The sequence below is a fragment of the Pseudomonas sp. DWRC2-2 genome (assembly GCF_049897885.1).
In the GTDB taxonomy this organism is placed as follows: domain Bacteria; phylum Pseudomonadota; class Gammaproteobacteria; order Pseudomonadales; family Pseudomonadaceae; genus Aquipseudomonas; species Aquipseudomonas azotoformans_A.
Genome location: NZ_JAFCXD010000002.1, coordinates 1,194,373 through 1,220,459 on the forward strand (window position 1 = coordinate 1,194,373; position 26,087 = coordinate 1,220,459).

The following is a 26,087-nucleotide window of genomic DNA, read 5'->3' on the forward strand; positions in this document are numbered from 1 at the left end:
TGCTGCCAGATGAATGCCCGGCCAGCCTTAACTCCGTGCGTGTTAAAACTTCGCCAGAACCCAGTATGGCTAACAAGGTTCTAATGCGTGTACGGTCTGCCAAATGGAGTTGAACAGGTATTTTCCTCATCGACTGTATGCTGGCATATTCTGCAGCTCTACGAATTACTCGACCAGAATAAAAATGCCAGTCAGCTTAGCTGACTGGCATTTCCCTTCAAAGGCTCTTACCTGTTAGGTGTTTTCAAAAAACTGCACCATATAACTATGGATAGGTATGATCCGCGTATGGCTAGTCTTTTTCAGAGCGCTGCCCCGGCACTGCGTCCAAACACTCGATTGTATTCAGCCTTCGCGCTTTGCTCGGTGAATTCGCCAGACCACTTCGACACCACCACGGTAGCAACGCTGTTGCCGATGGTATTGCAGGTGGCAATGGCCATGGACATAAAGCGGTATACACCGAACAATAACGCCAAGCCTTCCACCGGCAGCACGCCGATTGCCGTCACCGTCGCGGCAAATACTACGAAGCTGCCGCCAGATACCGCCGCTGCACCCTTAGAGGTGACCAGCATGATTGCAATAGTGCCCAACTGTTGCTCCCAGGTCATTGGCACGCCATAGGCGTTGGCGATAAACAGCACGCACAGCGACATGTATATCGAGGTGCCATCGAGGTTGAACGCGTAACCGGTGGGCAACACTAGGCCGACGCTCTGTTTCGAGCAGCCGAACTTCTCGAGTTTCTGCAGCAGGCGCGGCAGGGCGCTTTCCGATGACGCGGTGCCGAGTACGATGAACACCTCATCCTTGATATATTTGAGGAACCGCCACAGGCTGAATCCAGAAATACGGCAAACGATGCCCAGCACCACAAAAATGAAGAATGCTACGCAGACATAGAACATCAGCACCAGGTTAGCCAGCGATATCAGCACCGCCGAACCGTTACTGCCGACCGCGTACGCCACTGAACCAAAGGCTCCGAGCGGTGCGAACTTCATGATCAGGTTGATGAACTCGAAGAAGCACTCCGATACGCGGCTCAGGCCGTCTTCGATCACGCTTCGGCGTTCCGGTTTCAGTGCTAGCAAGAAGAAGCCGAACAGCACCGAAATCACCAGCACTTGCAGCAATTGGCCGCCGGCGAAGGCACCGACGAAGTTGTCCGGAAAAATCCCGTAGATGAAGTCCATGGTTGACGCCGGAGCATGTCCCTTGGCGACGGCAGCACTGGCGGCAGCGGCGGTGGCACTGCTTGGATGAGCGTCGTGCATGCCGGAGCCGATGTTAAGCAGGTTGCCCCACAGAAGGCCGAGGGCCAGGGCAATGGTCGACACCACCTCGAAGTAGATCAATGCGCGCAGGCCGACCTTGCCTACACGCTTGATATCCCCCGCGGACGCGATCCCGTGCACCACGGTAAAGAACACCAGCGGTGCGACTGCAGTTTTGATCAGTTTTAGAAAAATGTCGCCGAGGATCTTGAACTTGGCAGCGAGCTCAGGCGCCAGGAAGCCGAAGGCAATACCCAGCACCATTGCGGCGATCACCTGAAAGGTCAAGTCTTTGTAGAATGGTTTATTGTTGATGGTTGTCATGTCTGCGGTCTCGTTGTTGTTATTAGCGAGTTGCGGGCAGAAGGGCTCGATGTAGCGAGCCCCATGAGTATCAGCGTTTAACGGAGCCCTCTCGAGCTAGGGCGATGTCGACCATCTGCGGGGCGAGGCCCAGGTAGTTGGCCGGGTCGGTCAAGCGCTTGAGCTCCTCGATATCCAGTTGTGCGGTGGCTTCCCCCTGAGCGAGCAGTGCCTCGAGCAGGCTGGTGCCTTGGTCGTTGGCCAAACGGCAGGCGGCGTACACCACATCGTGGGCGACTTGACGCCCGAGCGCCGGCGCCAGCCCCATCATCACCGCTTCGGCAACGATCAGGCCTTGGGTCATGTCGAGGTTCTTGCGCATGCGCTCCGTGCGCACTTCAAGGCCAGCGAGCATGAATTTAGCCTGACCCAGCGAGGCAGCGCTGAGGGCGAAGGCTTCCGGGATCGCAATCCATTCGGCTTGCCATGGGCCGGTGGAACGTTCGAAGTCCTGAATCATTGCGTCGAGCATCAGTCCGGCATGTTGACGCACGCCTTTGGCGGCGGCGTACATCAGCTCGCAGGAAATCGGATTACGTTTTTGTGGCATGGTGCTGCTGGCGCCACGACCCTTGACGAACGGCTCGTACACTTCGCCCAGCTCGCTGGTCATCATCATCATTACGTCGAGCGCAACCTTGCCCAGCGAGCCGGTGACCAGGCCGAGGAAGTTAAGTGTTTCCGCCAGACCGTCACGCGCGACATGCCAAGTGGCTTGCGGCACGCCGAGGCCGAGTTCGGCCATCAGCGCTTCCTGAACCTCCATGCCTTTATCACCGAGGGACGCGAGGGTGCCCGCCGCGCCAGCGAACTGGCCGATTTCCACGCGTGGACGCAGCTCCACCAGACGTTCGGCATGGCGGTCGAACATGCTCAGCCACACCACGCACTTGTAGCCGAAGGTGATCGGCAATGCGTGCTGCAAATGCGTGCGGCCGGCCATTGGCGTGTCGCGATAGCGTCGGGCGAGCTCGGCAAGCAAACCGCGTACTGCTTGAATGTCACGTTCGACGATGGCCAGTGCGGCGCGTACTTGCAGGACAACGGCGGTGTCCATGATGTCCTGGGTGGTCGCGCCCCAGTGCACATAGCGGCCAGCTTCACCGCAGGTTTTCGACAGCTGTTCCACCAGCGGCAGAATTGGGTAGCCAACGATTTCGGTCTCGTGCTGCATTAATGCCAGATCGAGCGAAGCATAAGTTGCCAGCTCGGCAATCTGTTCGGCGGCAGCCGCCGGAATTACGCCGCAGCGCGCTTCGGCCCGGGCCAGGGCCACTTCCACTTCAATGTAGCGTTCGATCAGGGCTTGGTCGGAAAACACGCTGCGCATCTCGGCGGTGCCGAACATGTCGCGGAACAGGGCTGAGTCGAAGACAGTGCTGGACATGAGGGATTCCTGAATATGTTTTTTATTGATCGGACATATTTATAATGTCCGTACATAATTCTTGCGCTCTCACTGATACACTGTCAACTCGCTAAACGTTGGGGACTGATGAAAGGTATGAGCACGCGCTATGCGGTCGTTGCAAAAGACTTGATGGAGGGGATCTCCAGCGGTCGCTATCCGCTCGGATCGCTTTTACCGACCGAGTTTGAGTTGTGTGAGCTGTACGACGTCAGCCGCCACACGGTGCGTGCGGCGATTACCCAGTTGCAGAACCAGGGCCTAGTCTCTCGGCGTAAGAGGGTGGGTACGCGGGTCGAGTCGATTTCGCCTAAAGGCGGCTATTCGCAGTCGCTGGCTTCGGTCTCTGACCTGGTACATCTGGCGGAAACCCAAATGCGCTGCATCCAGCATGTCACTCACTTTGTGGCCGACATTGCGCAGGCTAGGCGTCTGGGGATGGAGCCGGGAGAGCATTATTTTTGTGTGTCGAGTATCCGTGTTGATGAGCAGAACCTGCGTGCGCCACTGTGCTGGACTGACGTTTACGCACAGGAAGGCTACGCAGCAGTCATCGAGCTGGCCGAGCAGCATCCGGACGAGTTGATTGCCGCATTGATCGAGCGTCACTTTGGCCGGCACATCGGTGTGGTCGACCAGCAAGTGCGAGCGGTACTGCTGAGTCCGGAGATTGCTAAGAGTCTTAACGCTGAGGTTGGATCTCCAGGCTTGAATATCATTCGTCAGTACCGTGACGACGAAGGAGCGCTGATGGTTGTTTCTGAAACTACGCACCCGGATGATCGCTTTACCTTGATCACCCAGATGAAAAGAGAAAGAACACCCACTGGTTGAGCGCGCCGTCCGATCTGAGTCTTTTATGGATAGGCGCCGAAAGCAGGTTTTGCTATTGCTCCAGCATCAAGCCGTTCCAAAATACGCGAAGTGGCGTCTGGTCGGTGGCGATGTTATCCAGGCTCTCCACATGGTCATCGAGGCGCTCAATATCTACCTGGCCTCCGTTATTCGGTTGAGGTTCTGTAGCGCTTTCGCAGTCGCTTTCATCAGCCTTACGATTTAACCGTTCCATGTACTGCTCGTCGTCAATTCTAGAACCGATAAAGGGACTCATTGCGTCGCAAACTCCAAGAAAACAGATACTGGGCGGTCTGTTCCCGTGGTGCACGTATCTACTTGATTGCAACCACAACTTTTCCCTTCGATCTACCCTTCTCGACGTACGTTAGTGCTTCTGGAATCGACTCAAATGCAAAGGATTTATCAATGACTGGTTGGATAACGCCGGCCTCAATGAGGGCTGTGATCTCCCGCAAGTGAGCCCCGCTAGCGCGCATGAAAATGAAGGCATAGCTAATATCTGCCTTGCGAGCCTTTCTGCGAATTCCGCTGCTCAGGAAACGCATGACTTGCTTAAGTGGCCACGACAGCCGCTGCTCTTCAGCAAACTGCGGCGTTGGTGGCCCGGAGATCGAGATCAGTTGTCCGCCTGGTTTTAAAACCTTAATCGATTTCTCAAGGTCATCTGCGCCCAGACTGCTCAATACGACGTCAAAGTCTTTAAGCTCGTTTTCAAAGCTGTGGGTTTTGTAGTCGATTACCACATCAGCTCCGAGCGCTTTCACCCATTGGACGTTGCCTGTGCTGGTGGTCGTTGCAACGAATGCTCCGAGATGTTTAGCCAGTTGGATAGCAATAGTCCCGACTCCTCCCGACCCGGCGTGGATCAGCACTTTCTGGCCTTCTTTCAGGTTTGCGGTCTCAACGAGCACCTGCCAGGCCGTCAGGGCGACCAGTGGAATGGATGCAGCCTGCTCCATAGTTAGGTTTTTCGGTTTCAATGCGAGAGCGTCTTCGCTCACGCAGATGAGCTCAGCGAATGAGCCGATTTGATCCTGTGGTGGGCGGGCATAAACCTCATCGCCTGGCTTGAAGTGCCGTACGCCGGTTCCTACGCGAACAACCACTCCCGCCAAATCATTCCCCAGTATCAGCGGGAATGTGTAGGGAAGGATTAGCTTGAACTCACCTGTTCTGATCTTTGAATCCAGCAAGTTAATACTTGTGGCATGCACTGCCACCAAGACATCTTTTGCTCCGACTTCTGGATCAGGCAGATCGCCAAGACGTCCGGTATTTTTGCCGTAGCGGTCGATAAAAAATGCTTTCATGATGGTTTGGCTCTTGCTTATGCGGGGATGATAGAGATACGGCGCGAATGGGCAGCGCTCTGTTTCCCTTCAAGTATTGGCAACAACGTTAGGCGTCCAGAAACGTCAAAGCCTTCGAAACGAAATCGGCGTGATGTTGAAAAATTCCGCCATGCCCGGCATCTGGATAAATGATCAATTGAGAATTGACGATGCGACGAGCCAACTCGATTGAGTTCACTGTTGGCACCATGATGTCGGCATCGCCATTCACGATGAGAACTGGGATCTTTAGTTCATCCAAATTGTGAGGTGCCTGTCGGCCCCATTCATTAATCGCTTTCAGTTGTCGTAAAAACGCAATGGGTGTCGCGGCCTTATCTCGATCTTTCTTGCGCTCTTTGAGGCGGTGCAGGAAAGCGTTTGCCGCCTGCCGACCATCCCCTGTGCCGGTGAAGAAAAGATAGGTCTTGGGATCAAGCAATGTGAATAATCCCTTGATGATAAGGGGCCATGACACAGCACCAACCCTGTCGATACCTTTACCCCCAGCGGGCCCAGTGCCTGTCAGGATCAACCTGCGTACGAGACCTGATGTTCTCAGGGCAATTTCCTGGGCCACGAATCCACCAAGCGAAAAACCGAGCAAGTCGACTTTTTCAAAGCTCATTGTATGGATCATCTTGACGGCATCATCTGCCATTTCAGCAACCGTCACGGGCGCAGAACCTCCCGACCCACCAATCCCCCTGTAGTTAATTGCGATGATGCGGCGCGTGCGAGCAAGGCCATCGATGATCTGTGGATCGAAATTATCCAAAACCGCCCCCCAGTGATTCAGGAGGATCAGCGGAACGCCGACGCGAGGGCCTACGTCTCGATAGGCAAAAACGGTTCCGCCGACATTGATCGATTGATTCGCAGCGTTTGCATACCGAGTAGCCAATTCAGGCTTTTGGCAATGGTCGGAATTAACTGTGACTGGCTTCATTAGTCAGATCCGAATTGAGAGTCATGAAAAGTGAAAATGCACCGACAGGTCAACCGGTGTCCGTCTTCAGGCGTGAGCCACAACCCAAGGGGGATTAAGAGGCGGGTTGATACCGCTCTGCCGCGTGGGTCTGGCGAATCTCTCCAAGCAACGCTTGCCGCGCTGTTTGTAGTGCTTCCCAGCGAGACTCATCGAACAACGGGGGAATAGTCACGAGTTCACGTCGGTCGAAACCAACCAATGCTGCATCGACTAATTCACCTACTTCCATGACTTCAGCGAGTGTATTGATGTCGATGCCGGCGCGCTCCCAAATTTCGGTGCGCGTCGCAGCAGGTAGGACAGCTTGTACAAACACGCCCTTGGATGAGAGCTCCAGGTTCAGCCCCTGGGATAGGAACAGAACGAAAGCCTTTGTCGCGCCGTAGACGGACATGCCGAATTCAGGAGCCAAGCCCACCACTGACCCGATGTTGACGATTGTGCCATCGCCTGCTTGTGAGAATCGGTGTGCAGCGGCACTGGCGAGTCGCGTCAGAGAAGTGATGTTCAGTGAAACGAGGTGAGAGATGTTCTCACCGGTCTGCTCAATAAAACCGCCCGACTGCGCAGCTCCAGCATTATTGATAAGAACGCCAATCTTCTCGTCGTTACGAAGCCGTGCTTCGACCGTCTCCAGGTCGCTGACCTTGGTCAAATCTGCTTGAAGAACATCAATGTTGACCGCGTATTCTTTACGAAGCTGATGCGCCAGCGTCTCCAGGCGCACCTTGTCGCGAGCTACCAGCACAAGGTCGTGCCCACGTTTGGCGAAGCGATCAGCGTAGGTAGCGCCGATGCCCGAGGAGGCCCCAGTGATGAGTACAGTCGAACGAATAGTCATTGATACATCCTCTTAAGCAGTAGGGAGAAAAGGTGCGTCAGGCTCAGGTCGCCGTTTATTCGGCCTCTTAGCGGTCACTCGGATTTGGAGTCTGCGAACGAGGGATAGTCGATGTAGCCCTCCGCGCCACCGCCGTAAAGCGTTACGGGGTTGAGCGGCGACAATGGGGCGCGTGTCTTAAATCGTTCCACTAAATCAGGATTGCTAACGAACGGTCGTCCGAAGGCAATCAAATCTGCTTTGTCTTCGTCTACTCGCGACGTCGCCAGCTCAAGGTCGTAGCCGTTATTCGCGATGTAGGTGTTTTTGAACCGCTGACGCAAGGCGCCAAAATCGAAGGGTACGATATCGCGTGGCCCGCCGGTGGCACCCTCTACGACATGGAGGTAGACGAGATTCAACGTATTGAGTTGCTCGACGATGTACTCGAAATCAGACTGCGGGTGTTGGGTTGAAACACCATTTGCAGGGGACACTGGAGAGAGTCGGACACCGGTACGGTCTGCGCCGATCTCGTCGGTCACTGCGGCTGCTACTTCCAGCAGCAATCGTGCACGGTTCTCTTTGGATCCTCCATAAGCATCAGCCCTAAGGTTGGCGCTGTCCTTTATGAACTGATCCAGCAAGTAACCGTTTGCTCCATGGATTTCGACGCCATCAAATCCTGCCGCAATCGCGTTGGCTGCGCCTTGGCGGAAGTCATTCACAATTCCTGGAAGTTCTTCAATTTCGAGAGCTCGAGGTTCTGAAACATCCACGAAGCTATTGTTGACGAAGGTTTTGGTGGCCGCTCTGAGCGCCGAAGGGGCGACAGGCGATGCGTTGTCCTCCTGAAGGTCGGCGTGTGAAACCCGGCCTACATGCCAGAGCTGCAGGAAAATTTGGCCTCCCTTGGCATGTACCGCGTCGGTAACCTCGCGCCAACGATCGATCTGCGCCTGAGTGTAGATACCGGGCGTATCTTGGTAGCCTTGGCCTTGCTGCGATATCTGTGTCGCTTCTGAAATCAAAAGTCCGGCTGATGCTCGCTGGCTGTAATAAGTGGCTGCGAATTCGCTAGGGACAAAGCCCGGGCCTGCTCGATTACGCGTGAGCGGAGCAAGCACAATTCGGTTAGAGAGCTTCAAGGCGCCAAGGTTGTATGGCTCGAACAAGGTCTTGTCAGTCATGATTTGTTTCACTCGCTTCGATGTTTGATCGTTGATAAAAGCGTCCAGCACTAAGTCAGGAGGGCACGTTTTGAAGAGTTAATTTTGTGCCTTTCTCTGGTGACAAAGGATGCTAGGTTCACTCGTCGGCGGTTATCGAGAGGGACAGCATCAACGGTTGTGAAGGGCGTCTGGATGGTCAGATGGGTCTCGCTCATGACGTCGCTCCTTGTGGTTGAGTTGATCGAATTATTATGATGATGATCATAATCTTATTAGTCAACAGCTTTGATGATGATCGACATCCAAGTATATTGAGCGAGTCACCTTTGGAATGAACATAGAGGCATTGGGTATGAGGGTCACTAAGGTGCAGGCGGAAATGAACCGAGCGCACATAGTCAAAACGGCCTCCACTCTTTTCCGGGAGCGGGGCTATGACGGCGTGGGGGTTGTTGACTTGATGGCTGCTGCGGGCTTCACCCATGGTGGGTTTTACAAGCATTTCAGTTCAAAAGCGCATTTGATTGATGAGGCGGCAGCTTGCGGACTTTCACAGACAATGGCGAAAAGTAAGGGGCTCGAACACAAGGATTTCATCAAGCTCTATGTATCCCGCGAGCATCGTGATCACCTTGGGGACGGGTGTACAATTGCGGCACTTTGCGGGGACGCAGCCCGTCAGTCTGAGAGTATAAAAGCAACCTTTGCTGGTGGAATTGAGAGCATGCTGGGCGCACTTTTGGTTGATGATAAAGGTTTGAGCGAAGAAGGTCGGAGTGAAAAACGAGCCAGGGCAATTTGCCTGATGAGCAGCGCGATAGGTGCAATTATGCTGTCCCGAGCATGCCCAGACGACTCCTCGTTAGCAGATGATATTCTGGTGGCATGCCGCACTGAGATGCTGGCATCCCTGGCGTACATCTAAGGGTAAATAGGGAGCTGTGTTGAGGTCGCGGTCTATGTCTCGTGGCCGGGCTGCGCCTATAATCTGTTGACGTGATTCACTCCACACCCCATTGGTCAGAAAGTTTTTTTCATGTTGGACGCTAGTCTTGTTGCCCCGTTCTCTTGCTTCACAACGCATGGTCGCCATGTAGTTTTTACCTACCCTCAATCGGCGGCTTTTTTAGTGAGGTGAGACTTTTCGAGAAACACATGGCTGAGAAGTGCCTCAGGCCGGTGTCATGAGTTTTTTAAGAGCTCAACTGCCGCTAAAAAGTTTGAGTGTTGTCTAGGAGCAAAGAGCCGATCGAATGAGATTTGGGTGGCTAAGCCATAGGACTATCCTTATGGGAGAGCGATAGCTACGTGCGATTAAGGTGGGCGCCATTCTGGTGGAAATACCATGTATAAGCGGGAAATCGAACCGCATGAGCTATAGCTCGCCCGCTTCAGAAGACTTTCTGGCGTCAAGGCATGCAAGGTTAAGGCTCTGAGTCTCGAAGCTTTGGAACATCGCTCTCTCGCAACGCAGGGAGCATGGCTATTCTTGAGTCTTAGACCAGTTGAAAAGGGCCGGCAAACGTATGCCTGCCCTATGTGAGCTGAGCGTTCAGGAGTTCGTCCTGTTCAAGCTTTTGCCCATGGATTGATCAATGGAGGGCCTTGATGATCGCGCTGTTGCCCTTTGTCTCGCCGGCCTCCTCTTCCTGGAAGCGTCCGCCCAGATGGCGGGCGAGAAAACGCTCGGTGATCACGTTGAAAGCTATACTGTTGGCTGGCCGGTTGAAGCCGTGGCCTTCATCGGGGAACAGTACGTAGGTCACCGGAATGCCGCGCTCGTCCAGGGCTGCTACCATTTGATCTGACTCTGCCTGCGTCACGCGTGGATCTTGCGCGCCCTGACCGATCAGCAAGGGTTTCTCAATGCGGTGGGCATGTTGTAGCGGCGAACGTTTGAGTAATGCTGCAAGACCTTTCTCTGTTTCGGGGTTCCCGACTGAACGATAGAGACGGGCACGGACAGATTCCCAGTAATCGGGAATGGACTCCAACAAAGTCTGTAGGCTGGAAGGGCCTACGATATCGACCGCGCAAGCATAGCGCTTTGGGTGTTGAGTTAATGCCCATAGTGCCGCATAGCCGCCATAACTTCCGCCCATGATAGCAATGCGCCCCGGTTCGGCAATACCTCTGGCGATAGCCCAATCAACGGCGTCGGTCAGGTCGTCATCCATTTTCCCTCCCCATTCACAGTTACCTGCGTTGACGAAGGCTTTGCCGAAGCCGATGGAGCTTCGGAAGTTGACAGACAGCACCGCGTAGCCACGGTTGGCCAACCATTGATGATGCGGATTAAATCCGTAGGAGTCTCGCGCCCATGGGCCGCCATGAACCAATAGTACGAGCGGCAACGGGTGCAGGCTGTGTAAGGGTGTTTCTTGGTCGTCTACATCGGCAGGCAGTGTCAGGTAGCTGACCATCTCCAGACCATCACGGGAGGTGATGATTGTGGGTTGCATCCGCGCAAGTTGCGCGTTGGCCAGTTCGGGTCGGGTCAGGTAGAGCTGTTCTAGCAGCTGTTCATGGCGATCATACAAATAAGCAATACCGGGTGTTAGATCATCTGATACTCCCACGATCCAGTAGCGGTCGTCCCGGCTGCGGCTACGTACGCCCCACGCGCTTGGGAAGTTGCCATTGAGAAACTCTACCGTAGGGCGAATCGAGTCATTCACGATCAGATAGTCGGTTCGCTCATGAGTAGCACTGCAAAACAGTGGATGCTGGCTTTCACTGTCGGTCAAGGCGCCCATGATGTCGGCCCGTGGGTGTTCTGCGATCAACGTTGGGGTGATGGTATCGGCGTTGTCCACGTTAAAGGGCAGGGCGACCAAGGCAGCCTTGTCACGTCCACGACTGTCGATAAGGTAGAGCGTCTCGCCAGCGGTATCTAGATGGCTGACCTGAGTGGTTCTTCCATCTTCCGCCGAGACACTCAGCCACAACTGCCATTGTCCCTCGATCAATTTCAGATAACGCATGCCCCCATCCTGCTGAGGCTGCACGGCCAAGCGAACTTGGAGATCTTGGTCGACTACGAAACTGGCAAAACCTGGGTTCTGCAGCACCTCATTCAAGGCGCCACTTACTAGGTTTAGTAGATACAGATCGGCATGGCGGGGGTCGCGCGTGTTGAGCGATATCATCACCGTGTCACGGAGTGCCTCGCGCTTGCTAGTGGCAGCGAGCAGACCGCGTGAGCCGGGAAACGGAGTGAGGTCTCGAGGTTCGCCGCCGTCCACCGTAATGGCGTACAAATGATGATTCTCATCGCCTCGATCGTCTTGCTGATAGAGCAGGTGCACTCCATCCTGTGCCCATGTATAGGAGTGGATGCCTCGAAAGCAGTCACGGGTAATAGGGCGGGCTTCTTCGGGGTATTCACGGGGGGCAACCCAAAGGTTCATCACGCCGTCCACGGGCGCAATCCAACCCAAATACTGACCATTCGGGCTGATGCTAGCATTTGATTTCTGTGGATTGCCGAACAAGACAGTGCGCGGCAGCAGGGGCAGTTCGGAGCGGTTTATTGTCATCGGGTTTAGTTGCTCTGATTTCAAGGTCATGTGGGGTTTGGAGTCAGACCGGCGCAGCCACGGGCAACGGCATGATCTTGCCGCTGGCTCCATCTGAACCGTCTAATACCAAGGCATGTGTGTGGAAGGTCTGCAGCGAGGAGTGGTGAGCAACGCTCACTAGGGTGCACTCAGGCAGGTGCCGGAGCAGCCCTGCATAGAGCTGTTTTTCCGTCGAGGCATCTAGGGCGCTGGTGGCTTCATCAACAAACAGCAAATCCGGCTTTTGCAATAGCGCTCGAGCGAATCCAAGACGCTGTTGCTCGCCTACGGATAGTCGGTTAGCCCAGCGCGCGCTTTCATGCAGACGAGCTTTCAGGCCGGGTAGGCGGCATTCTTCAAGTGCCTGTCTGCATTCTTCGTCATTGAATGTTTCGACAGGGGAGGGGTAGCAAAGGGCTGCCTTCAATGAACCGGCCGGAATGTAGCTGCGCTGCGGCAGGAATAAACGCTTGGCATTAATGGGCAGCAAAATCCTGCCTTCGCCATGTGGCCACAAACCGGCGATGGTACGTAGTAGGGTGCTTTTCCCTACGCCGGAGCGACCGCTAATGATCAGTCGGTGCGCTGGCGCGATAGTGAAAGAGCCAACATCGGTGAGCGGGTCGCCATTTGGAAGGGTCAGGGTAACTGCCTCGGCGCGCATCTGCATGCCCTCATACTCCACCACTCTGACGCCTTCGACCGGTTCATTGTCAATGGCCTCGTCAAGTGAGCGCAGGCGCAGTGCCGCAGCGCGCCACTGCGCAATGACAGTATAGTTACGGGCAAACCAAGATAGCCCCACCGAGGTGGATATCCACGCGACGTTGGTGGCCATCATATTGCCAAGGTCAATGCGGCCGGCGAACAGATTCGGTGCCATCAGCAGTAGTGGCAGTATGCTTACTAGCCGGCCGTTGAGTCCCGAAGTGAAATTGACCTGGGCATTGACGATGAACTGCCGCTTGCACACCTGCCAGATAGCAGCAAAGCGTTCAACCAGACGAGATCGCTCGACCGCCTCACCATGGTACATCGCGATTTGTTCGGAGTGCTCGCGCACCTGCATCAGTGAGTAGCGCAGCTCCGCTTCCGTCGCTTCGCGGCGAACATTGAGGTTGAGTAAGCTTTTGCCTGCGAGATGGGTAATGACCGTGTCGAATATGGAATAGGCGACTGCCACCCAGAACATGTAGCCGGGAATGGAAATCGAGAGACCTAGGAGTTCGGTATCCAGATCGCCCCCTTTTGTCCAGGTCAGGTAACCGAACGACGCCAGCGAAACCATCGTTAACACGAAGCGAAGTGTCAGGGACATGGTTAGGTCGATCAGCGTCGAGACGTCCTCGCTAATGCGCTGGTCGGGGTTATCACCGACGTCGTCCCGTTCGATTCTGTAGTAGGCCTTACGTGACAGCCATCGTCCGATCATATGATCGGTGGTTCTCTGCCGCCACCGTAGTTGTAACCAAGAATCGAGGTATTCCTGAACGACTTGGCTGAACATCGGCGCGGCCAATAAAAGTACCAGCATCGGAATGGCGGCCCAGAACGCCGGGGCATTTCCCTGCTGCAGCGCGTTGAAGAAATCCGCATACCAGCCGTTGTAGAAAACTTGCAGGGATGTGTTGGAGAAGCCAAAGCCTAATATGCCCGCGACCAGAAAAGCTCCACGCCACTTATCGGCGGATTTCCAGTAGATGCTAAGTAGGCGTACGACGGGATGAGACTTGATCATGAAACCTTCGTCTATAGGTTGTGGTAACTAATGACGACTAAACAAGGGGGTAAAGGTTTGTCGTTCTAAACCAATGAGCAATAAGTCGAAAAAAGTGACAGTCCACGCTGTCACTTTTTTTGACTTGTTGCTCAGACAGATGCAGGCCGGGTGAGTGGCCTAAAGACAACATCTGCCAGGACGACGACATGACTGATTCAAAAGAAAGGCCGAGATACAGGCCAACGCCGACGCTGTTAGGTCTAATCATCACCGGTGCTACGGCCCTCGCTTCTTGGCCGGGGGCGGTCTTGGCCGCAGAAAGGCATTATTCAATTTCTATAGAGTCCGCACCGCTCGGAGACGCGCTACTGGCTATCGCCCGCCAGAGCGGCGAACGGATCTCCTTCGACCCGAATCTGGTTGACTCCTTTCGGGCCAAACCTGTTCAGGGAGATCTTCAAATCGAACAAGCACTGCAGCAAGTTCTCAGTGGCACTGGCCTGACCTACCAGCGAACTCAAAACGGCACCTATACGATCGTTCGCAGTCAGGGGGATTCCACGACTACCCCTTCAGAGAAACTGCTTTCCCCTCTGGAGGTTTGGGCTGAGCGAAACAAGAAAGGTTATGCCGCCGATAGTGCTACAGCGGCGACACGCACCGATACCTCGGTGCTTGAACTACCAAGGTCGGTCAGTACGGTATCGCGAGAGTTGATGAGTGACCAGCAGAGTCGCTCCGTGCTCGATGCGTTGCGCAATGTTAGCGGTATCACAGCGAGTGAGGCGACCAGTGGAACTAGCCCAGCCCGTATTCAGATCCGTGGCTTCCAAGTCGATAACGCGATGAACGATGGCATGATGTCTTCCGGACGCTATGGCTTCGGAACACCGACCATCGCTCTGGATCGCATCGAGGTGGTGAAGGGGCCGGAAAGCATCGTCGGCGGCCGCGCTGCGAAGTTCGGCGGCATCGTTAATATGGTCAGTAAGCGTCCTGAGGCATATCAGCAGCGTGAGCTGCAAACCATGATCGATTCCAATGGCACTACTCAGATCGGTCTGGATATTACTGGGCCAATTACTGACGACAAACGTCTGCGTGGCCGTCTGATTGGTATGAGGGAAAACGGCGGGGATACAGACCTTGGTTGGGACGGTGGCGAAAACAATTACCTATCACCACAGTTGGCCTGGGTCGACGACGACAACAAGGTTACATTGGGTGCAGAGCTGCAGAACAAGACACGCCCTTTCGCCAACTCTGTATATACCTTTTCCAACCGCTTGGGTCACGATGCCGCCACCGTCCCGCATGCCCGTGATGACCATGCCGAATATAAGAACCGTCGCTATTACCTGGACATTGAACGTTACCTCGGCGGCGACTGGCAGTTGAATTTGCGCGGCCAATACAACGAGCAAGATGGCAGTGTATCCAACTGGTCGCCAACTCCCTTGGTGGGCTTCCCTGGCATACCCCCTGGCGTTCCTGGCTTCCCAGCAGCAGGAGTCCCCGCCGGCGACGCCATGGGAGCCTCTCCCTGGAAGCAAAGGATGAATTATAGATCCACAACCTTGCAAGGCACCCTATCCAAGGCGTTCACACTTGGTTCGACCGTGCATGACGTACTGGTGGGGTATGACTACTTCAGTGGACAGAACACTCATGAAATTTTTGTACCGAGCGACCCCTCCGCTGTAGTTATCGTACCGGCAGGCGCAACAGCCATCGTCCCCTCAGCAGATCGTTACGAATACGATACACAACTGATCGACGCTTTCTATAAAAGTGAAGAAACGGGCTACTTCATTCAAGACCAGATATCCATCGGTGACAGCTGGGACGTACTGGCCTCTGCTCGCCGGGTGTCCTATCGCACGACAGGGGATGGTAACGCGGAGCCGCTGGATAAATGGTTATACGGCTTGGGCGTTACCTATGAATGGGTGCCTGGTGTCTCAACTTATGCAAGTTACTCGCAAGGTATCAGTAACAGCTTCGGCTATCCAACGCGCAATGGCGCGCCGTTGCCACCTGTAGAGGCTGAACAGTACGAAGTGGGAGCCAAATTCTCGCTGTACGACGAGCGTTTGATCGTTACTACTGCGGTGTTCCGTATCCAGGAGACGAATGTGCCAAGTGCAGACCCGAGTGACCCAGGGTTTTACTACACCGAGGAGGGGTTGGAATCTACCGGCTACGAAATCGAGGCTCGAGGTCGCGTCACGCCCAAACTCAATGTCAGCCTTGCGTATAGCGACATCAAATTGAAAGAGATGGAAACCGGGGAAACCAGTAATGGCCGACCACGTCAGCGCATCAATCTATGGGGCAGCTACCAGATCGCCGACCGCTGGACTTTGGGTGGTGGCATCGATTCCAGGAGCCACATTCAGTCCTCCGGTATCCAGGGGCGTGGGCTACGGGCGCCAGGCCAAGCTCGACTGGATGCGATGCTGAGTTACAAGGCTGATAGCTGGTCGGCGGTTCTCGGCGTACAGAACATCGCAAACCGCCGTCTTTACGATGATTACATCAGCTACGAGTCGACGTTCGTTGAGCCAGAGCGCACCTTCACCCTCAGCACCAGTATGAAATTTTAGGCAACTAACTCGATATCGGTACCCAAGCCTCCTTGGCGGGATTCCGACATATACAAGACTAACGGAGAAACAAGTAGCCATGAGCGTTGTCATAGATGTAACAGCTGAAACCTACACTGCCGAAGTGCTGGATTCTAAAAAGACCGTACTGGTTGACCTGTGGGCGCCTTGGTGCGGCCCGTGCAAGGCCCTTGCTCCCGCCCTAGACGAGGCTGCAGTGAAATATGCCGATACTCTTAAGGTCGTAAAAGTTAACGTTGATGAAAACCCAGATATCTCCAGTAAGTACGGTGTGCGCTCTATCCCGACGCTGCTGCTGATCGAAAACGGTGAGGAAGTCGAACGGCTGCGCAGTGGTAGCCGCTCGCACCTGTTCAACTTCATTAATGGGCATTTCGACACCACTATACGTCCCCATACTGAAGACGTACCGTTGGAAAAACAATCAAAAGCCGAGCCTTACTTGGCGTTCAACGGCGATTCGCAGCTCAAAGCGAAGGTGCTTGAGCGGGTGCGTTTGGGTGTTTCGGGAGGGCATATTTGCTGCCGCACTGGTCGTTTCGACAACGAGACTAAAACAGGCAGCCCTTTCGGTTGGATACTTGAGTCTGGAGAACTGGCTCTAGCTGAGGCCCACCTAGGTATCCCGGAAAATGTCGCTGCGCTTTATGATTATCTCTATTTTAACTTCATGCATTTTGAGGGCAATGATGAAAAGTTGGATGATCGACCTCAACCACCCGCGCTTCCGTTAATCGAACAATGGCTTACGGCTATAGAGGTAGGTAAGGATCTGCGGGCGCTTCCATACAAGTTTGCCGCTCACCTAACAGAGCAATTGCAGCAGGGAGCGTTCACCCCCTATGTCACCCTGCCGGCCGACCAAGCCGCTGTAGTGGCGTTACTGAACAGCTATTATTCACGGCTTGCCAAGGGTGACTCTCCTAACTCTGAAGAGTGGAAACACCTGAAAAAGGCTATTGCCGGTATTGCCCGAAAGTACACGGATACTTGGGGGCAGGCATTGGCCTTCTTTGCCGAAATCCTTGGGCAGGAACGCAGCGAAGCCTCCAATATTGTGGCGAGTTCATTGTTGACTTTGTTAATTGGCTATCGCAATGCACTTACAATGGACGCCTACTCTGAGGATGAGCAGGACTTGCAAACTCGAGCCATGCGTGCGGGTAAGGCTGCCAAGAATGCTGACCCCAATATCAGCAAGTCAGGTATCGAGGCCCTGCCTGAGTTTCTCGCTTGGTACACAGCGGTACCGCTAGAGAAGCAAGAGGCAGTGCGGCGTGAAGTAAACCAGCGCTTTTTCAGCTTCATTCTCGAACTTCACAATGGTTTATTGGCACTTACCTGAGAGGCGACTGGCTACCTGTCAATGGGTCGCCAGGCTTTCAGGCTTGGCGGCTGATGCTTACCCAGTAATTTGTCCGGCGATTCACTCTGACCGGCAGGGTTTGTTCCAGAGTTTCCAGCGCGACATCGGTATCGTCGAGCGGGAAGATACCACTCACGCGGATGTTGGCAATATCGGGGTCGAGCCTTAGAACCCCGGAGCGGTAGTCACGCAGCCTGTCGATGAGCAATGCCAAGGGTTGATCGTTGAGTTGCACAAAACCATTCAGCCAAGCGCGCTCACCCTCGATATCTATCTTGTGCGTCTTCAGGATCGAGTCGCCCATCAGGATACCCTGGCCGGCCACGAGGCGCTGCAGTTGCCCATTCTTACTTATCAGATTGACCTGTCGATCCAGCACCGCCACGGAAGTTTTTTCAGATTGCAGGCCAATCGTCAGAGTTCCCTGCTCTAGGCTAATCTGGCCATCGCGCGTGCTGATAACCATGGGAGACTGTCCGGCAAGTACCACGATGTGTATTAAGCCCTGTAGTAGTTCTATTGCGCGCTTTTCCTGTCCAACCTTCACATCTACTGCGCTGCGTGCATTGAGAGTCAGAGTAGTTCCATCAGTAAGGCGCTGACTGGTACGCTCGCCGGTTCTAGTGGTCAAATCTGCGAAAACGCCACTTAAAGGCGTGTATTGGTTATAAAGCGTGCCGGTCAGTGTGGCTAGTGCAGAAAGGGCCAACGTGTTACGTAAGAATTGCCTGCGGTTACTGCGATTCTGTATGTTCTGACGCAACGCTGGAGAGGCCGCCAGTTGTGGCATGCGCTCCAACAGATGCTCGATAGACCTGCAGGCCTCATCGTTAACTTGGTCTTGGGCGCGCCATTGCAGAAATTCGTCATGCTGAGATGGGGTCATATCCCCGGAGTGCAGCAAAACCAACCATTCAATGGCTTTTTGAGCAATAGGATCCGGTTTGTTCATTATGAGCTCAGGGTTTGCAGGCGACCAGATAGCACTGTGTCAAGGCCTTGGTCATATATTGCCGCACCATGCTAGCGGAAACGCCTAACTCGGCGGCTATCTGCGCGTAGGTCATACCATCCAATTGACTGTGGAAGAAGGCTCGTCGAGCTTTGTCCGGCAGATTTTCCATCACCTGGTCTAGGGCAAGCAACTGCTCCATAAGCAAATGTTTTTCTTCCGGCGAAGGATGGACGTGTTCTGGCTCGGAGGCCAAAGCTAGCAGATAGGCCTTCTCTAGCGCGCGACGACGCGATACTTCAAATAGAATGCGGTTTGAGATGGTTGTCAGTACAGCCCTAGGTTCACGTAAGCCGTCTAGTTGTTGGGAAGTAGCAAGCTTGAGAAACGACTCCGACGCGATATCTTCGGCATGGTGGCCATGGCTCAAGTTATGCCGTAGACGGGTAACCAGCCAGCGATAATCGCTGGAAAATATTTTTCCAAGCAGGTTTGGATTACTGATGGTGTTGGTCATGAGTATCTAACGCTGAAGGCCAATGAGAATATCGCTATGAATGTCCGATCGCAGTTGCACAAAACTCTTTGAAAAGGCAAAGAGTGCGAAGCGAGTTCGGAAGGATGTATAGCAGCCGCAACGCAGTATACCGCTTGATTGCCATCATAAAAGAAATATTAAGTTATTCTTTTATATCAGAATAGAATATACGAGTTTTCAACAGTCTGTCTGCTTTTTACTGTCAAACTCATGACAGTCCTCCAGGCACCCTTTGTTCTTGTTCCTTTAGGCTACAAGGGCCGAGCTCGAGACTCCTTCTCAGCCTAAAATACTGTTTCGCCCAGAACCGTTGGCGAAACATGGAAAGTGTACGAGCCGCAGTGATTCGCTGGCGGTAGAAATAGTAAATGTGTTGGGCAGGTGGTGTGTCAGGTTTAACAATAACTAAAGGGCGCACGCTCAGCTTACTGACCCGCACCGTGGTCTGGCGAGGCTAAAGCTCTCAGTAAGCGTCGAAGGTCAAAGCTATTCTGAGCCTACCGGGATGTTAAGACCCACCTTCACGGTGCTCATCGAAACTAGGCTTTTGAATCGTTTGACGTTGTTGTTTTCAAAAAATAGCTCACGCGTCAGCGCTGTATATTGCTGCATGCTTTTCACCGCAAGTATGAGCACAAAATCCCACTCACCTGCAACGTAGTAGCACTGCTGAACGTACGGGCACTCGTCGAAGCTTTGCTTCATCGCGTCGAGCAGATCGATCCGCTCACTCTCGACTTCAACCTCTGCAATTATGGTGAGTGGATGTCCCATCGCCGCCGGCTCGATCACGGCCACAATCTTCTTGATAATTCCCTCGTCATTCATACGCTTCAAGCGGCGATTTACTGCTGCTGAAGACAGTGAAACTCGCTTACCCAATTCAATTTGAGAAAGCGTTGCGTCTTGCTGAATTTCAGCAAGGAGTTTGATATCGAATTCGTCAAGTGTCATATATGCCCTTAAGAGATTTTTGTTTCTATTTTTACCCTGTTCTTGCAATAAAAAATCATTTAATGACGAAAGTAACCAGCTGAAACATCATCTCATTGAATTAATATTTATGGAAGATCGGATCGATACTCCAGTGTCACGTAGAAAGTTGATGGGTGTTGCAAGCGTGAGAGTCTGAATAAATCTGGGCGCTGGAAGTCACTTGAACAACTCCCAGCCTTAGGCTCGGTCGGTGTCGACAATTTGCTTGGTGGGCGAACTAGGATCGCAGCTAATGGTACCGAGATGGAATGCAGGGAGGGGAATCCTCTCATGGATGAGCATTCATTCCATGCTGGGCCGTGAAGGTTGGTAATAGCATTGCTCTTTATATGTCACACGATAGGCATGGCCATATCTCGCGCTGAAACGGTGCGTTGGCGCAGTTATGTGCACCATCTTTGTCGCCTTGAGTTTTTCGCTTATTTAGGTCGATAAAAACGAGCGGGAGTTGCAGATCCGTAGCGTTTTTAGAGATCAAACATCGCCCCGGTTTAGATAGTTTGTACCTCTGCCTCGCTACAAAAAAATCATCAAAAGAGGAATAAGCATGAAGAATCTTGTAAGAGCGATGAGTGTCGCCATGTTGTGCGCAGGTTTTTATGCGGGTGCGGCTCACGCCGGCCCGACCCTTGACAGCGTCAAGAAAAACGGGGAGGTACGCTGTGGTGTCTCGACTGGTGTAAGTGGCTTCTCGTTTCCAGATAAGACCGGCAAATGGACAGGTATTGATGCTGACACCTGCAGGGCGATCGCAGCGGCTGTGCTCGGTGATGCAGAAAAAGTCAAATGGGTGCCATTGTCTTCGCAACAGCGATTCCCTGCGCTCCAGTCTGGTGAAGTCGACGTACTCATCCAGACGGCAACCTGGACATTGACGCGTGAATCAGAGCTTGGCTTTCTGTTCGCGCCGGCGACATATTACGACGGTCAGGGCTTCATGGTTCCGAAGTCCCTTGGTGTAACCAGCGCCAAGAATCTCGATGGTGCCACGATTTGCGTCCAGCCGGGCTCGACCAGCGAAGTGAACGTTGCAAACTATTTCCGCACCCACAACATCACCTTCAAGCCTTTAGTCATTGAGAAGATGGACGAGATCGAAAACGCCTACTTCTCGGGCCGTTGTGATGTCTACACGGGTGACACTTCCTCTCTTGCAGCTTCGATGGTTGCTAAAGCGAAAAATCCCGACGACCACATCATTCTTCCCGAACTTATCTCCAAGGAACCACTTGCTCCGGCAGTCCGCCAGGGTGATGACCAGTGGTACAACATTGTGAAGTGGACGGTATTCGCTTTAGTAGATGCTGAAGAGCGCGGCATCAGTAGCGTCAATGTAAAGGAAAAGCTTGAAAGCAAAGACCCTGATATCCAGCAATTCCTTGGTGTTAAGCCCGGCATCGGTACCTCGCTCGGGCTGTCAGACCAGTGGGCATTCAATGCCGTCAAATCGGTAGGTAACTACGGCGAAATCTTCGAGCGGAACCTCGGGCAAGACTCGGCATTCAAGATGCGGCGCGGGGTCAACGACCTGTGGAGCAGGGGCGGGATGATGTACGCCATGCCGATCCGCTGAAGGAGGCGACGCTCATGAATTTGGAAAGCAGTTTTCCTCGCCCCTCTACCTGGTACAGGCGATCGGGCTTCGTTTTTGGTTTCCTCGTCGTACTTGTGATAGCAATCGGGCTCGTATTCGGTGCCGGTACAATTCAGACCTATCTACATCGTGTGGGGATCAGCCTGGACTTTAGCTTCCTTGGTAAAGAAGCAGGCTTTGGGATTGGAGAGTCCGTAATCAATTACTCTCCGATGGACAGCTATGGAACGGCCCTGATGGTCGGTATCTTGAACACAGTGAAGGTGTCGGTAATCAGCATCGTCATTGCCACTGTTCTCGGCGTCATTTTGGGGGTTGCTCAGCTTTCCCGAAACTGGTTGCTAGCCAAGATCGTGCGAGGTTATATCGACCTGATCCGAAGCATTCCATTCCTCGTGCAATTGATTATCTGGTGGAATCTGTTTCGAATTAGCGCGCCACGTCCAGCACAAGCGTGGGAGTTCGGCCCAGGCTTCTTCGTCAGTAATCGAGGCCTGACATTTCCTTTTCCTGTTTATGATCCTGCCTATGCATGGATGATTGGGGTTTTCTTTGCTGCGGTAATTGCATCTGTCGTTGTGTCTAAGTTGGCAATTCGTCGCAAGATGAAGACAGGGCAGGACAGTCCGGCCTTGCTAATCAATCTGGGAATGCTAATCGGACTGCCCGCCGTAATCTTCGTATTGTCCGGCACGCCGCTTGTGCTGGATGTTCCGGCCTTACGAGGTCTCAACTTTCGCGGTGGAGCGGAAATTTCGCCGGAATTTGCGGCGCTCACTTTCGGACTAGCTGCGTATGGAGCGGCTTTCATGGCTGAGATCGTGCGCGCTGGCATCCTTTCAGTCGAAAAGGGGCAGAGGGAGGCGGCAGCCGTCCTTGGGTTGCGACCGGGCCTTACCATGCGTTTCGTCATCATGCCACAGGCACTCCGGGTCATGATTCCCCCAACGACCAATCAGTATATCGATCTGATTAAGACCAGCTCGCTCGCTGTGGTGGTGGGTTATCCCGAGTTAACCTCGATTGGTAACACTACCCTCAATCAAACCGGCCAGGCCCTGAGTTGCATCCTGATCATGATGGTTACCTATCTGCTCCTCAGCCTTATCACCTCCGGGGTGATGAATCTCCTGAACCGTTCCGTACAAGTGGTGAGCCGATGACGATCTCACGCAGTACTGCGACGCTCTCGCGTGAAAAGAGTGCGAAAACGTTAGGCAGCAGCTTCGAATGGGTGCGTAAGAATCTGTTCTCCACCTGGTTGAACACACTTCTGACCGTACTCGTATTTGCGTCTCTTGTCTGGTTTGCTGTGCCCGCTTTCAGATGGGCTTTCATCGACAGTATCTGGAGCGCTGGAAATGCAAATGCCTGTGAGGCTGCCGCCGGGGCTTGTTGGGCGTTTATTGGAGAGTGGTATCGATTCATTCTGTTCGGGCGCTTTCCGTTCGAGCAGCAATGGAGGCCCTTACTGGTAATCATCATTTTTATTGTCTGCTTCGGCGCGCTGTGCGTTCCCTCGCTACGTGGCAAACCGTTGATCTCAGTGCTAGCGGTCGGCGCGATTTCCATCTTCGTGCTGATGTCCGGAGGCGTGCTCGGGCTTGCTCATATCGACACGTCATTCTGGAACGGTCTACCGCTCACTCTGATTCTCTCCGTGTTCGGTCTCGTCGCGGCGTTTCCGTTTGCTCTTGTCCTCGCTTTAGGGCGCCGCTCGCGGCGAGCTTGGGTGCGGATTCCCTGCACCATGTATATCGAGCTCATTCGAGGGGTGCCGCTTGTTACTGTACTTTTCCTTGCCTCAGTGATGCTTCCGGCGATTCTTCCAGGCGGAAATTTAGTGGACAAGCTAGTTCGGGCTGAAGTGGCGTTCGCCCTTTTTTATGCCGCCTATCTCGCGGAGGCGATTCGCGGTGGTCTACAGGCAATCCCGAATGGGCAATACGAGGCTGCGGAAGCACTCGGTGTACGGCGATCAATCGCCATGCGGCTGATCATCCTGCCACAGGCGCTCACGCTCGTAATTCCTGCCATGACCAATATCTTCATTAGCGCCTTCAAAGACACCACGCTAGTGCTCGTCATTGGAATGTATGACCTCTTGCTCACCACCACGACAGCCCTCGGCGACCCTGAATGGCGAGGTTTCTATCTTGAGGGCTATGTCTTCACTTCAGCTATCTATTTCGGCTTCTGCTACTTCATGTCTAAGTACAGCGGCTATCTCGAAAAGGCCTTCAATCGTGGCCACAAACACTAAAAGCACCGCTGGTGCGTAGATGGGGTCAAATATATGTTGGAAGAAAAGAAGAATAACGAATTCAACGCTTTCGTAGGCGATATCCAAAGTGCGTTGGATAAGTTCAGCCCCGACGAGATGCTCAATCACGTCGAGCGTGTTGTCGAGGAGCATGACGACTGGCGACGCCGGTCTTTGAATCTGAATCCGGCGGAAAGTGTTCTATCGCGTCGCTGCCAGGCGATCCTGGCGTCCGACATGGCCACACGGCTCAGCGAGGGGCTCCCAGGAAGTAAAATCTATCCCCACGAATTCCAGAATCGCTACATTGATGAAATTGAAGGTATCGTGATTGCGCTTTTGCGCCGCCAGTTCAATGCGAAGCACGTCGAATGGCGTCCCACCAGCACCTCCATGGCCAATGCGGCTGTATTCTTCTCTTTGCTCAAGGGCGGTGACGTCATCCTCTCTCAAAGTGAGGACGGCGGAGGTAACTTTAGCTATCACAATTCCGGGCCAGCCGGGTTGCGCGACTTGCAGATCTACGATATCCCGTCCTCAACGGATTATTTCGAGATCGATGTAGATCGGCTTGCGACAGAGGTAGATCGGCTGAAGCCGAAACTTATCGCCATCGGCGGAAGCAATGTCCTGTTCCCTTATCCGGTCAAGGAGATCCGGGCGATCGCCGATCGCGTCGGCGCCTTGGTTCTCTACGACGCAGCGCATCTCGGTCTTCTCGTTTCAAACGGCGTGTTCCAGCGGCCACTGGAGGAAGGAGCGCATGTTCTCACCGCCAGTACACACAAGGTCATGTTTGGCCCTGTGGGTGGCTTTGCAGTTAGTAACGATGATGAGATCGCGGAAAAAATTCTTACTCGTACATTCCCAGGCTTTATGCAGACACGCGACCAAAACAAATTCGCGGCGCTGGCCTGTTCATTGCTCGAGCTTGAAAAGCACGGTGCTTTCCTTGCTGAACAGATGGTACGTAACGCTCAGGCACTTGCTGGGTATCTCGCCGAGGAGGGGCTTGATGTCCTCGCCGCAGAGCGAGGCTATACGAAAAACCATCAGATCTTCGTACGGATAGGGCAGCGGGCTCGCGAATTCGAACTTGGTTGCCAGAGGGCAAATATCCTACTGACAGATGTCGCGCTCTATGGTGATCGTCCTCAGGGTAAACGTACGGGGCTGCGTCTCGCGACTCATGAACTCACACGGTTCGGGCTGCGAGAGAGTGATATGAAGGACATCGCGCGCTTCATCGTCCGTGCAGGTGGAGGTGAGGAGAACCCGGTCACCGTTGCCGGTGAATTAGGTGAATTCTTGCGTACCCCGCGACTCGATCTGGCGAAAGGGAAGTCATCCATACGCGCCTATTGAGTGCGATCGGAAATCGGATGGGCTCTCCGGTCATGAAGTCACCGGCTTGGAAGAGTTTTCCAGATAGATCTGAGGAGTAGTTTCAAATGGCTATTACCACCCCGCAGCAAATGACAGTTTCCGCGAGCGAAGTCGCTGTTGAAATCGTCAATATGAATAAGTGGTACGGTAACGACTTCCATGTATTGCGTGACATAAACCTGAAAGTGATGAAAGGCGAACGCATCGTTATCGCCGGCCCGTCGGGTTCTGGAAAGTCGACGATGATCCGCTGCATTAACCGCCTGGAGGAGCATCAGAAGGGACAGATTATTGTCGACGGGATCAAGCTAACCAACGACCTTAAAAATATCGACGAAGTGAGACGCGAAGTAGGCATGGTGTTCCAGAGCTTTAACCTATTTCCGCACTTGACGATCCTTGAGAACTGCACACTAGCTCCAATTTGGGGGCGAAAAATGCAAAAGAAGGAGGCAGAGGAAATGGCGATGCACTACCTCAAGCGTGTCAAGATTCCCGAGCAGGCCCATAAGTATCCCGGCCAGCTGTCCGGTGGCCAGCAGCAGCGTGTGGCGATCGCTCGCGCGCTGTGCATGAAACCGAAAATCATGCTCTTCGACGAACCGACCTCGGCCCTCGATCCAGAAATGGTGAAGGAAGTGCTCGATACTATGGTCACTCTTGCTGAGGATGGCATGACTATGCTTTGCGTAACTCACGAAATGGGCTTCGCCCGCCAGGTGGCGAATCGCGTTATTTTCATGGATCAAGGTCAGATCGTCGAGCAGAACGATCCCATCAACTTCTTCGACAATCCACAGCACGAGCGCACTAAGCTCTTCCTCAGCCAGATCCTGCACTAGGTAGGATTCGCGCTAGGGGA

Annotated in this window: 22 protein-coding genes; 10 read left to right on the plus strand and 12 right to left on the minus strand. The window is 53.7% G+C overall.

The annotated features are described in order from the left end of the window. Nucleotides 1-302 precede the first annotated feature (302 nt). A complete protein-coding gene (locus tag ACP7EW_RS14170; protein ID WP_426217755.1) occupies nucleotides 303-1,604 on the minus strand; it encodes a cation:dicarboxylate symporter family transporter in 1,302 nt (433 codons plus the stop codon). Here ACP7EW_RS14170 and ACP7EW_RS14175 point away from each other — a divergent pair. Next, nucleotides 1,603-1,659: a lipoprotein gene (locus tag ACP7EW_RS14175; protein ID WP_426218071.1), complete on the plus strand. Its 57-nt coding sequence runs from the start codon at nucleotides 1,603-1,605 to the stop codon at nucleotides 1,657-1,659. The genes ACP7EW_RS14170 and ACP7EW_RS14175 overlap by 2 nt on opposite strands. A 15-nt stretch (nucleotides 1,660-1,674) precedes the next feature. Here ACP7EW_RS14175 and ACP7EW_RS14180 read toward each other — a convergent pair whose 3' ends face one another. Further along, on the minus strand, nucleotides 1,675-3,030 hold the full coding sequence (locus ACP7EW_RS14180) for a class-II fumarase/aspartase family protein (RefSeq protein ID WP_426217757.1): 1,356 nt from the start codon (nucleotides 3,028-3,030) through the stop codon (nucleotides 1,675-1,677). A 117-nt stretch (nucleotides 3,031-3,147) separates the two neighbouring features. On the opposite strand from ACP7EW_RS14180, the gene ACP7EW_RS14185 reads away from it, so the two are divergent. Beyond that, nucleotides 3,148-3,885: a GntR family transcriptional regulator gene (locus tag ACP7EW_RS14185; RefSeq protein WP_426217759.1), complete on the plus strand. Its 738-nt coding sequence runs from the start codon at nucleotides 3,148-3,150 to the stop codon at nucleotides 3,883-3,885. A 52-nt stretch (nucleotides 3,886-3,937) separates the two neighbouring features. Here the strand turns inward: ACP7EW_RS14185 and ACP7EW_RS14190 are convergent, their stop codons facing one another. From ACP7EW_RS14190 to ACP7EW_RS14210, 5 genes are all read right to left on the minus strand, one after another. Beyond that, entirely contained in the window at nucleotides 3,938-4,162 is a 225-nt protein-coding gene (locus ACP7EW_RS14190) for a hypothetical protein (protein ID WP_426217761.1), read from the minus strand. A 58-nt stretch (nucleotides 4,163-4,220) separates the two neighbouring features. Next, nucleotides 4,221-5,219: an NADP-dependent oxidoreductase gene (locus ACP7EW_RS14195; protein ID WP_426217763.1), complete on the minus strand. Its 999-nt coding sequence runs from the start codon at nucleotides 5,217-5,219 to the stop codon at nucleotides 4,221-4,223. Between the two features lie 88 nt (nucleotides 5,220-5,307). Then, the gene (locus ACP7EW_RS14200) at nucleotides 5,308-6,189 is read right to left on the minus strand and encodes an alpha/beta fold hydrolase (RefSeq protein WP_426217765.1); all 882 of its coding nucleotides are present in this window, start codon (nucleotides 6,187-6,189) and stop codon (nucleotides 5,308-5,310) included. 94 nt (nucleotides 6,190-6,283) lie between these two features. Further along, nucleotides 6,284-7,072: an SDR family NAD(P)-dependent oxidoreductase gene (locus ACP7EW_RS14205; protein WP_426217767.1), complete on the minus strand. Its 789-nt coding sequence runs from the start codon at nucleotides 7,070-7,072 to the stop codon at nucleotides 6,284-6,286. Between the two features lie 74 nt (nucleotides 7,073-7,146). After that, nucleotides 7,147-8,241, minus strand: a complete 1,095-nt coding sequence (locus tag ACP7EW_RS14210) for an alkene reductase (protein WP_426217769.1) — start codon at nucleotides 8,239-8,241, stop codon at nucleotides 7,147-7,149. A 334-nt stretch (nucleotides 8,242-8,575) separates the two neighbouring features. Between ACP7EW_RS14210 and ACP7EW_RS14215 the strand changes: the two genes are divergently transcribed. Next, the gene (locus ACP7EW_RS14215; RefSeq protein ID WP_426217771.1) at nucleotides 8,576-9,148 is read left to right on the plus strand and encodes a TetR/AcrR family transcriptional regulator; all 573 of its coding nucleotides are present in this window, start codon (nucleotides 8,576-8,578) and stop codon (nucleotides 9,146-9,148) included. Nucleotides 9,149-9,815: 667 nt separating this feature from the next. On the opposite strand, the gene ACP7EW_RS14220 is transcribed toward ACP7EW_RS14215, so the two are convergent. Then, a complete protein-coding gene (locus ACP7EW_RS14220; RefSeq protein WP_426217773.1) occupies nucleotides 9,816-11,792 on the minus strand; it encodes a S9 family peptidase in 1,977 nt (658 codons plus the stop codon). 13 nt (nucleotides 11,793-11,805) lie between these two features. After that, nucleotides 11,806-13,521: an ABC transporter ATP-binding protein/permease gene (locus tag ACP7EW_RS14225; protein WP_426217775.1), complete on the minus strand. Its 1,716-nt coding sequence runs from the start codon at nucleotides 13,519-13,521 to the stop codon at nucleotides 11,806-11,808. A 188-nt stretch (nucleotides 13,522-13,709) separates the two neighbouring features. Between ACP7EW_RS14225 and ACP7EW_RS14230 the strand changes: the two genes are divergently transcribed. Together ACP7EW_RS14230 and trxA are read left to right on the plus strand one after the other, a co-directional pair. Further along, nucleotides 13,710-16,109 carry a TonB-dependent siderophore receptor gene (locus ACP7EW_RS14230; RefSeq protein ID WP_426217777.1) on the plus strand — a complete coding sequence of 800 codons (2,400 nt, stop codon included), beginning with the start codon at nucleotides 13,710-13,712 and terminating at the stop codon, nucleotides 16,107-16,109. A gap of 79 nt (nucleotides 16,110-16,188) precedes the next feature. Continuing rightward, the gene (gene trxA / locus ACP7EW_RS14235; RefSeq protein WP_426217779.1) at nucleotides 16,189-17,475 is read left to right on the plus strand and encodes a thioredoxin; all 1,287 of its coding nucleotides are present in this window, start codon (nucleotides 16,189-16,191) and stop codon (nucleotides 17,473-17,475) included. A gap of 37 nt (nucleotides 17,476-17,512) precedes the next feature. Here trxA and ACP7EW_RS14240 read toward each other — a convergent pair whose 3' ends face one another. From ACP7EW_RS14240 to ACP7EW_RS14250, 3 genes are all read right to left on the minus strand, one after another. Beyond that, nucleotides 17,513-18,448 (minus strand): DUF4880 domain-containing protein, encoded by a 936-nt coding sequence (locus tag ACP7EW_RS14240; protein ID WP_426217781.1) that lies wholly within the window; start codon nucleotides 18,446-18,448, stop codon nucleotides 17,513-17,515. Between the two features lie 7 nt (nucleotides 18,449-18,455). Beyond that, entirely contained in the window at nucleotides 18,456-18,965 is a 510-nt protein-coding gene (locus tag ACP7EW_RS14245) for a sigma-70 family RNA polymerase sigma factor (protein WP_426217783.1), read from the minus strand. A gap of 507 nt (nucleotides 18,966-19,472) precedes the next feature. Continuing rightward, entirely contained in the window at nucleotides 19,473-19,940 is a 468-nt protein-coding gene (locus ACP7EW_RS14250) for an Lrp/AsnC family transcriptional regulator (RefSeq protein WP_426217785.1), read from the minus strand. Nucleotides 19,941-20,529: 589 nt separating this feature from the next. Between ACP7EW_RS14250 and ACP7EW_RS14255 the strand changes: the two genes are divergently transcribed. From ACP7EW_RS14255 to ACP7EW_RS14275, 5 genes are all read left to right on the plus strand, one after another. Next, nucleotides 20,530-21,555, plus strand: coding sequence for an amino acid ABC transporter substrate-binding protein (locus ACP7EW_RS14255; protein WP_426217787.1), 1,026 nt, complete (start codon nucleotides 20,530-20,532; stop codon nucleotides 21,553-21,555). A gap of 14 nt (nucleotides 21,556-21,569) precedes the next feature. Next, the gene (locus tag ACP7EW_RS14260; RefSeq protein WP_426217789.1) at nucleotides 21,570-22,739 is read left to right on the plus strand and encodes an amino acid ABC transporter permease; all 1,170 of its coding nucleotides are present in this window, start codon (nucleotides 21,570-21,572) and stop codon (nucleotides 22,737-22,739) included. Beyond that, nucleotides 22,736-23,839: an amino acid ABC transporter permease gene (locus ACP7EW_RS14265; RefSeq protein ID WP_426217791.1), complete on the plus strand. Its 1,104-nt coding sequence runs from the start codon at nucleotides 22,736-22,738 to the stop codon at nucleotides 23,837-23,839. Before ACP7EW_RS14260 ends, ACP7EW_RS14265 begins: the two co-directional genes overlap by 4 nt. Before the next feature lie 33 nt (nucleotides 23,840-23,872). Continuing rightward, nucleotides 23,873-25,204 carry an aminotransferase class I/II-fold pyridoxal phosphate-dependent enzyme gene (locus ACP7EW_RS14270; protein ID WP_426217793.1) on the plus strand — a complete coding sequence of 444 codons (1,332 nt, stop codon included), beginning with the start codon at nucleotides 23,873-23,875 and terminating at the stop codon, nucleotides 25,202-25,204. A 110-nt stretch (nucleotides 25,205-25,314) separates the two neighbouring features. After that, complete coding sequence (locus ACP7EW_RS14275) at nucleotides 25,315-26,067, plus strand: amino acid ABC transporter ATP-binding protein (protein WP_426218073.1); 753 nt, start codon at nucleotides 25,315-25,317, stop codon at nucleotides 26,065-26,067. Nucleotides 26,068-26,087: the final 20 nt, after the last annotated feature.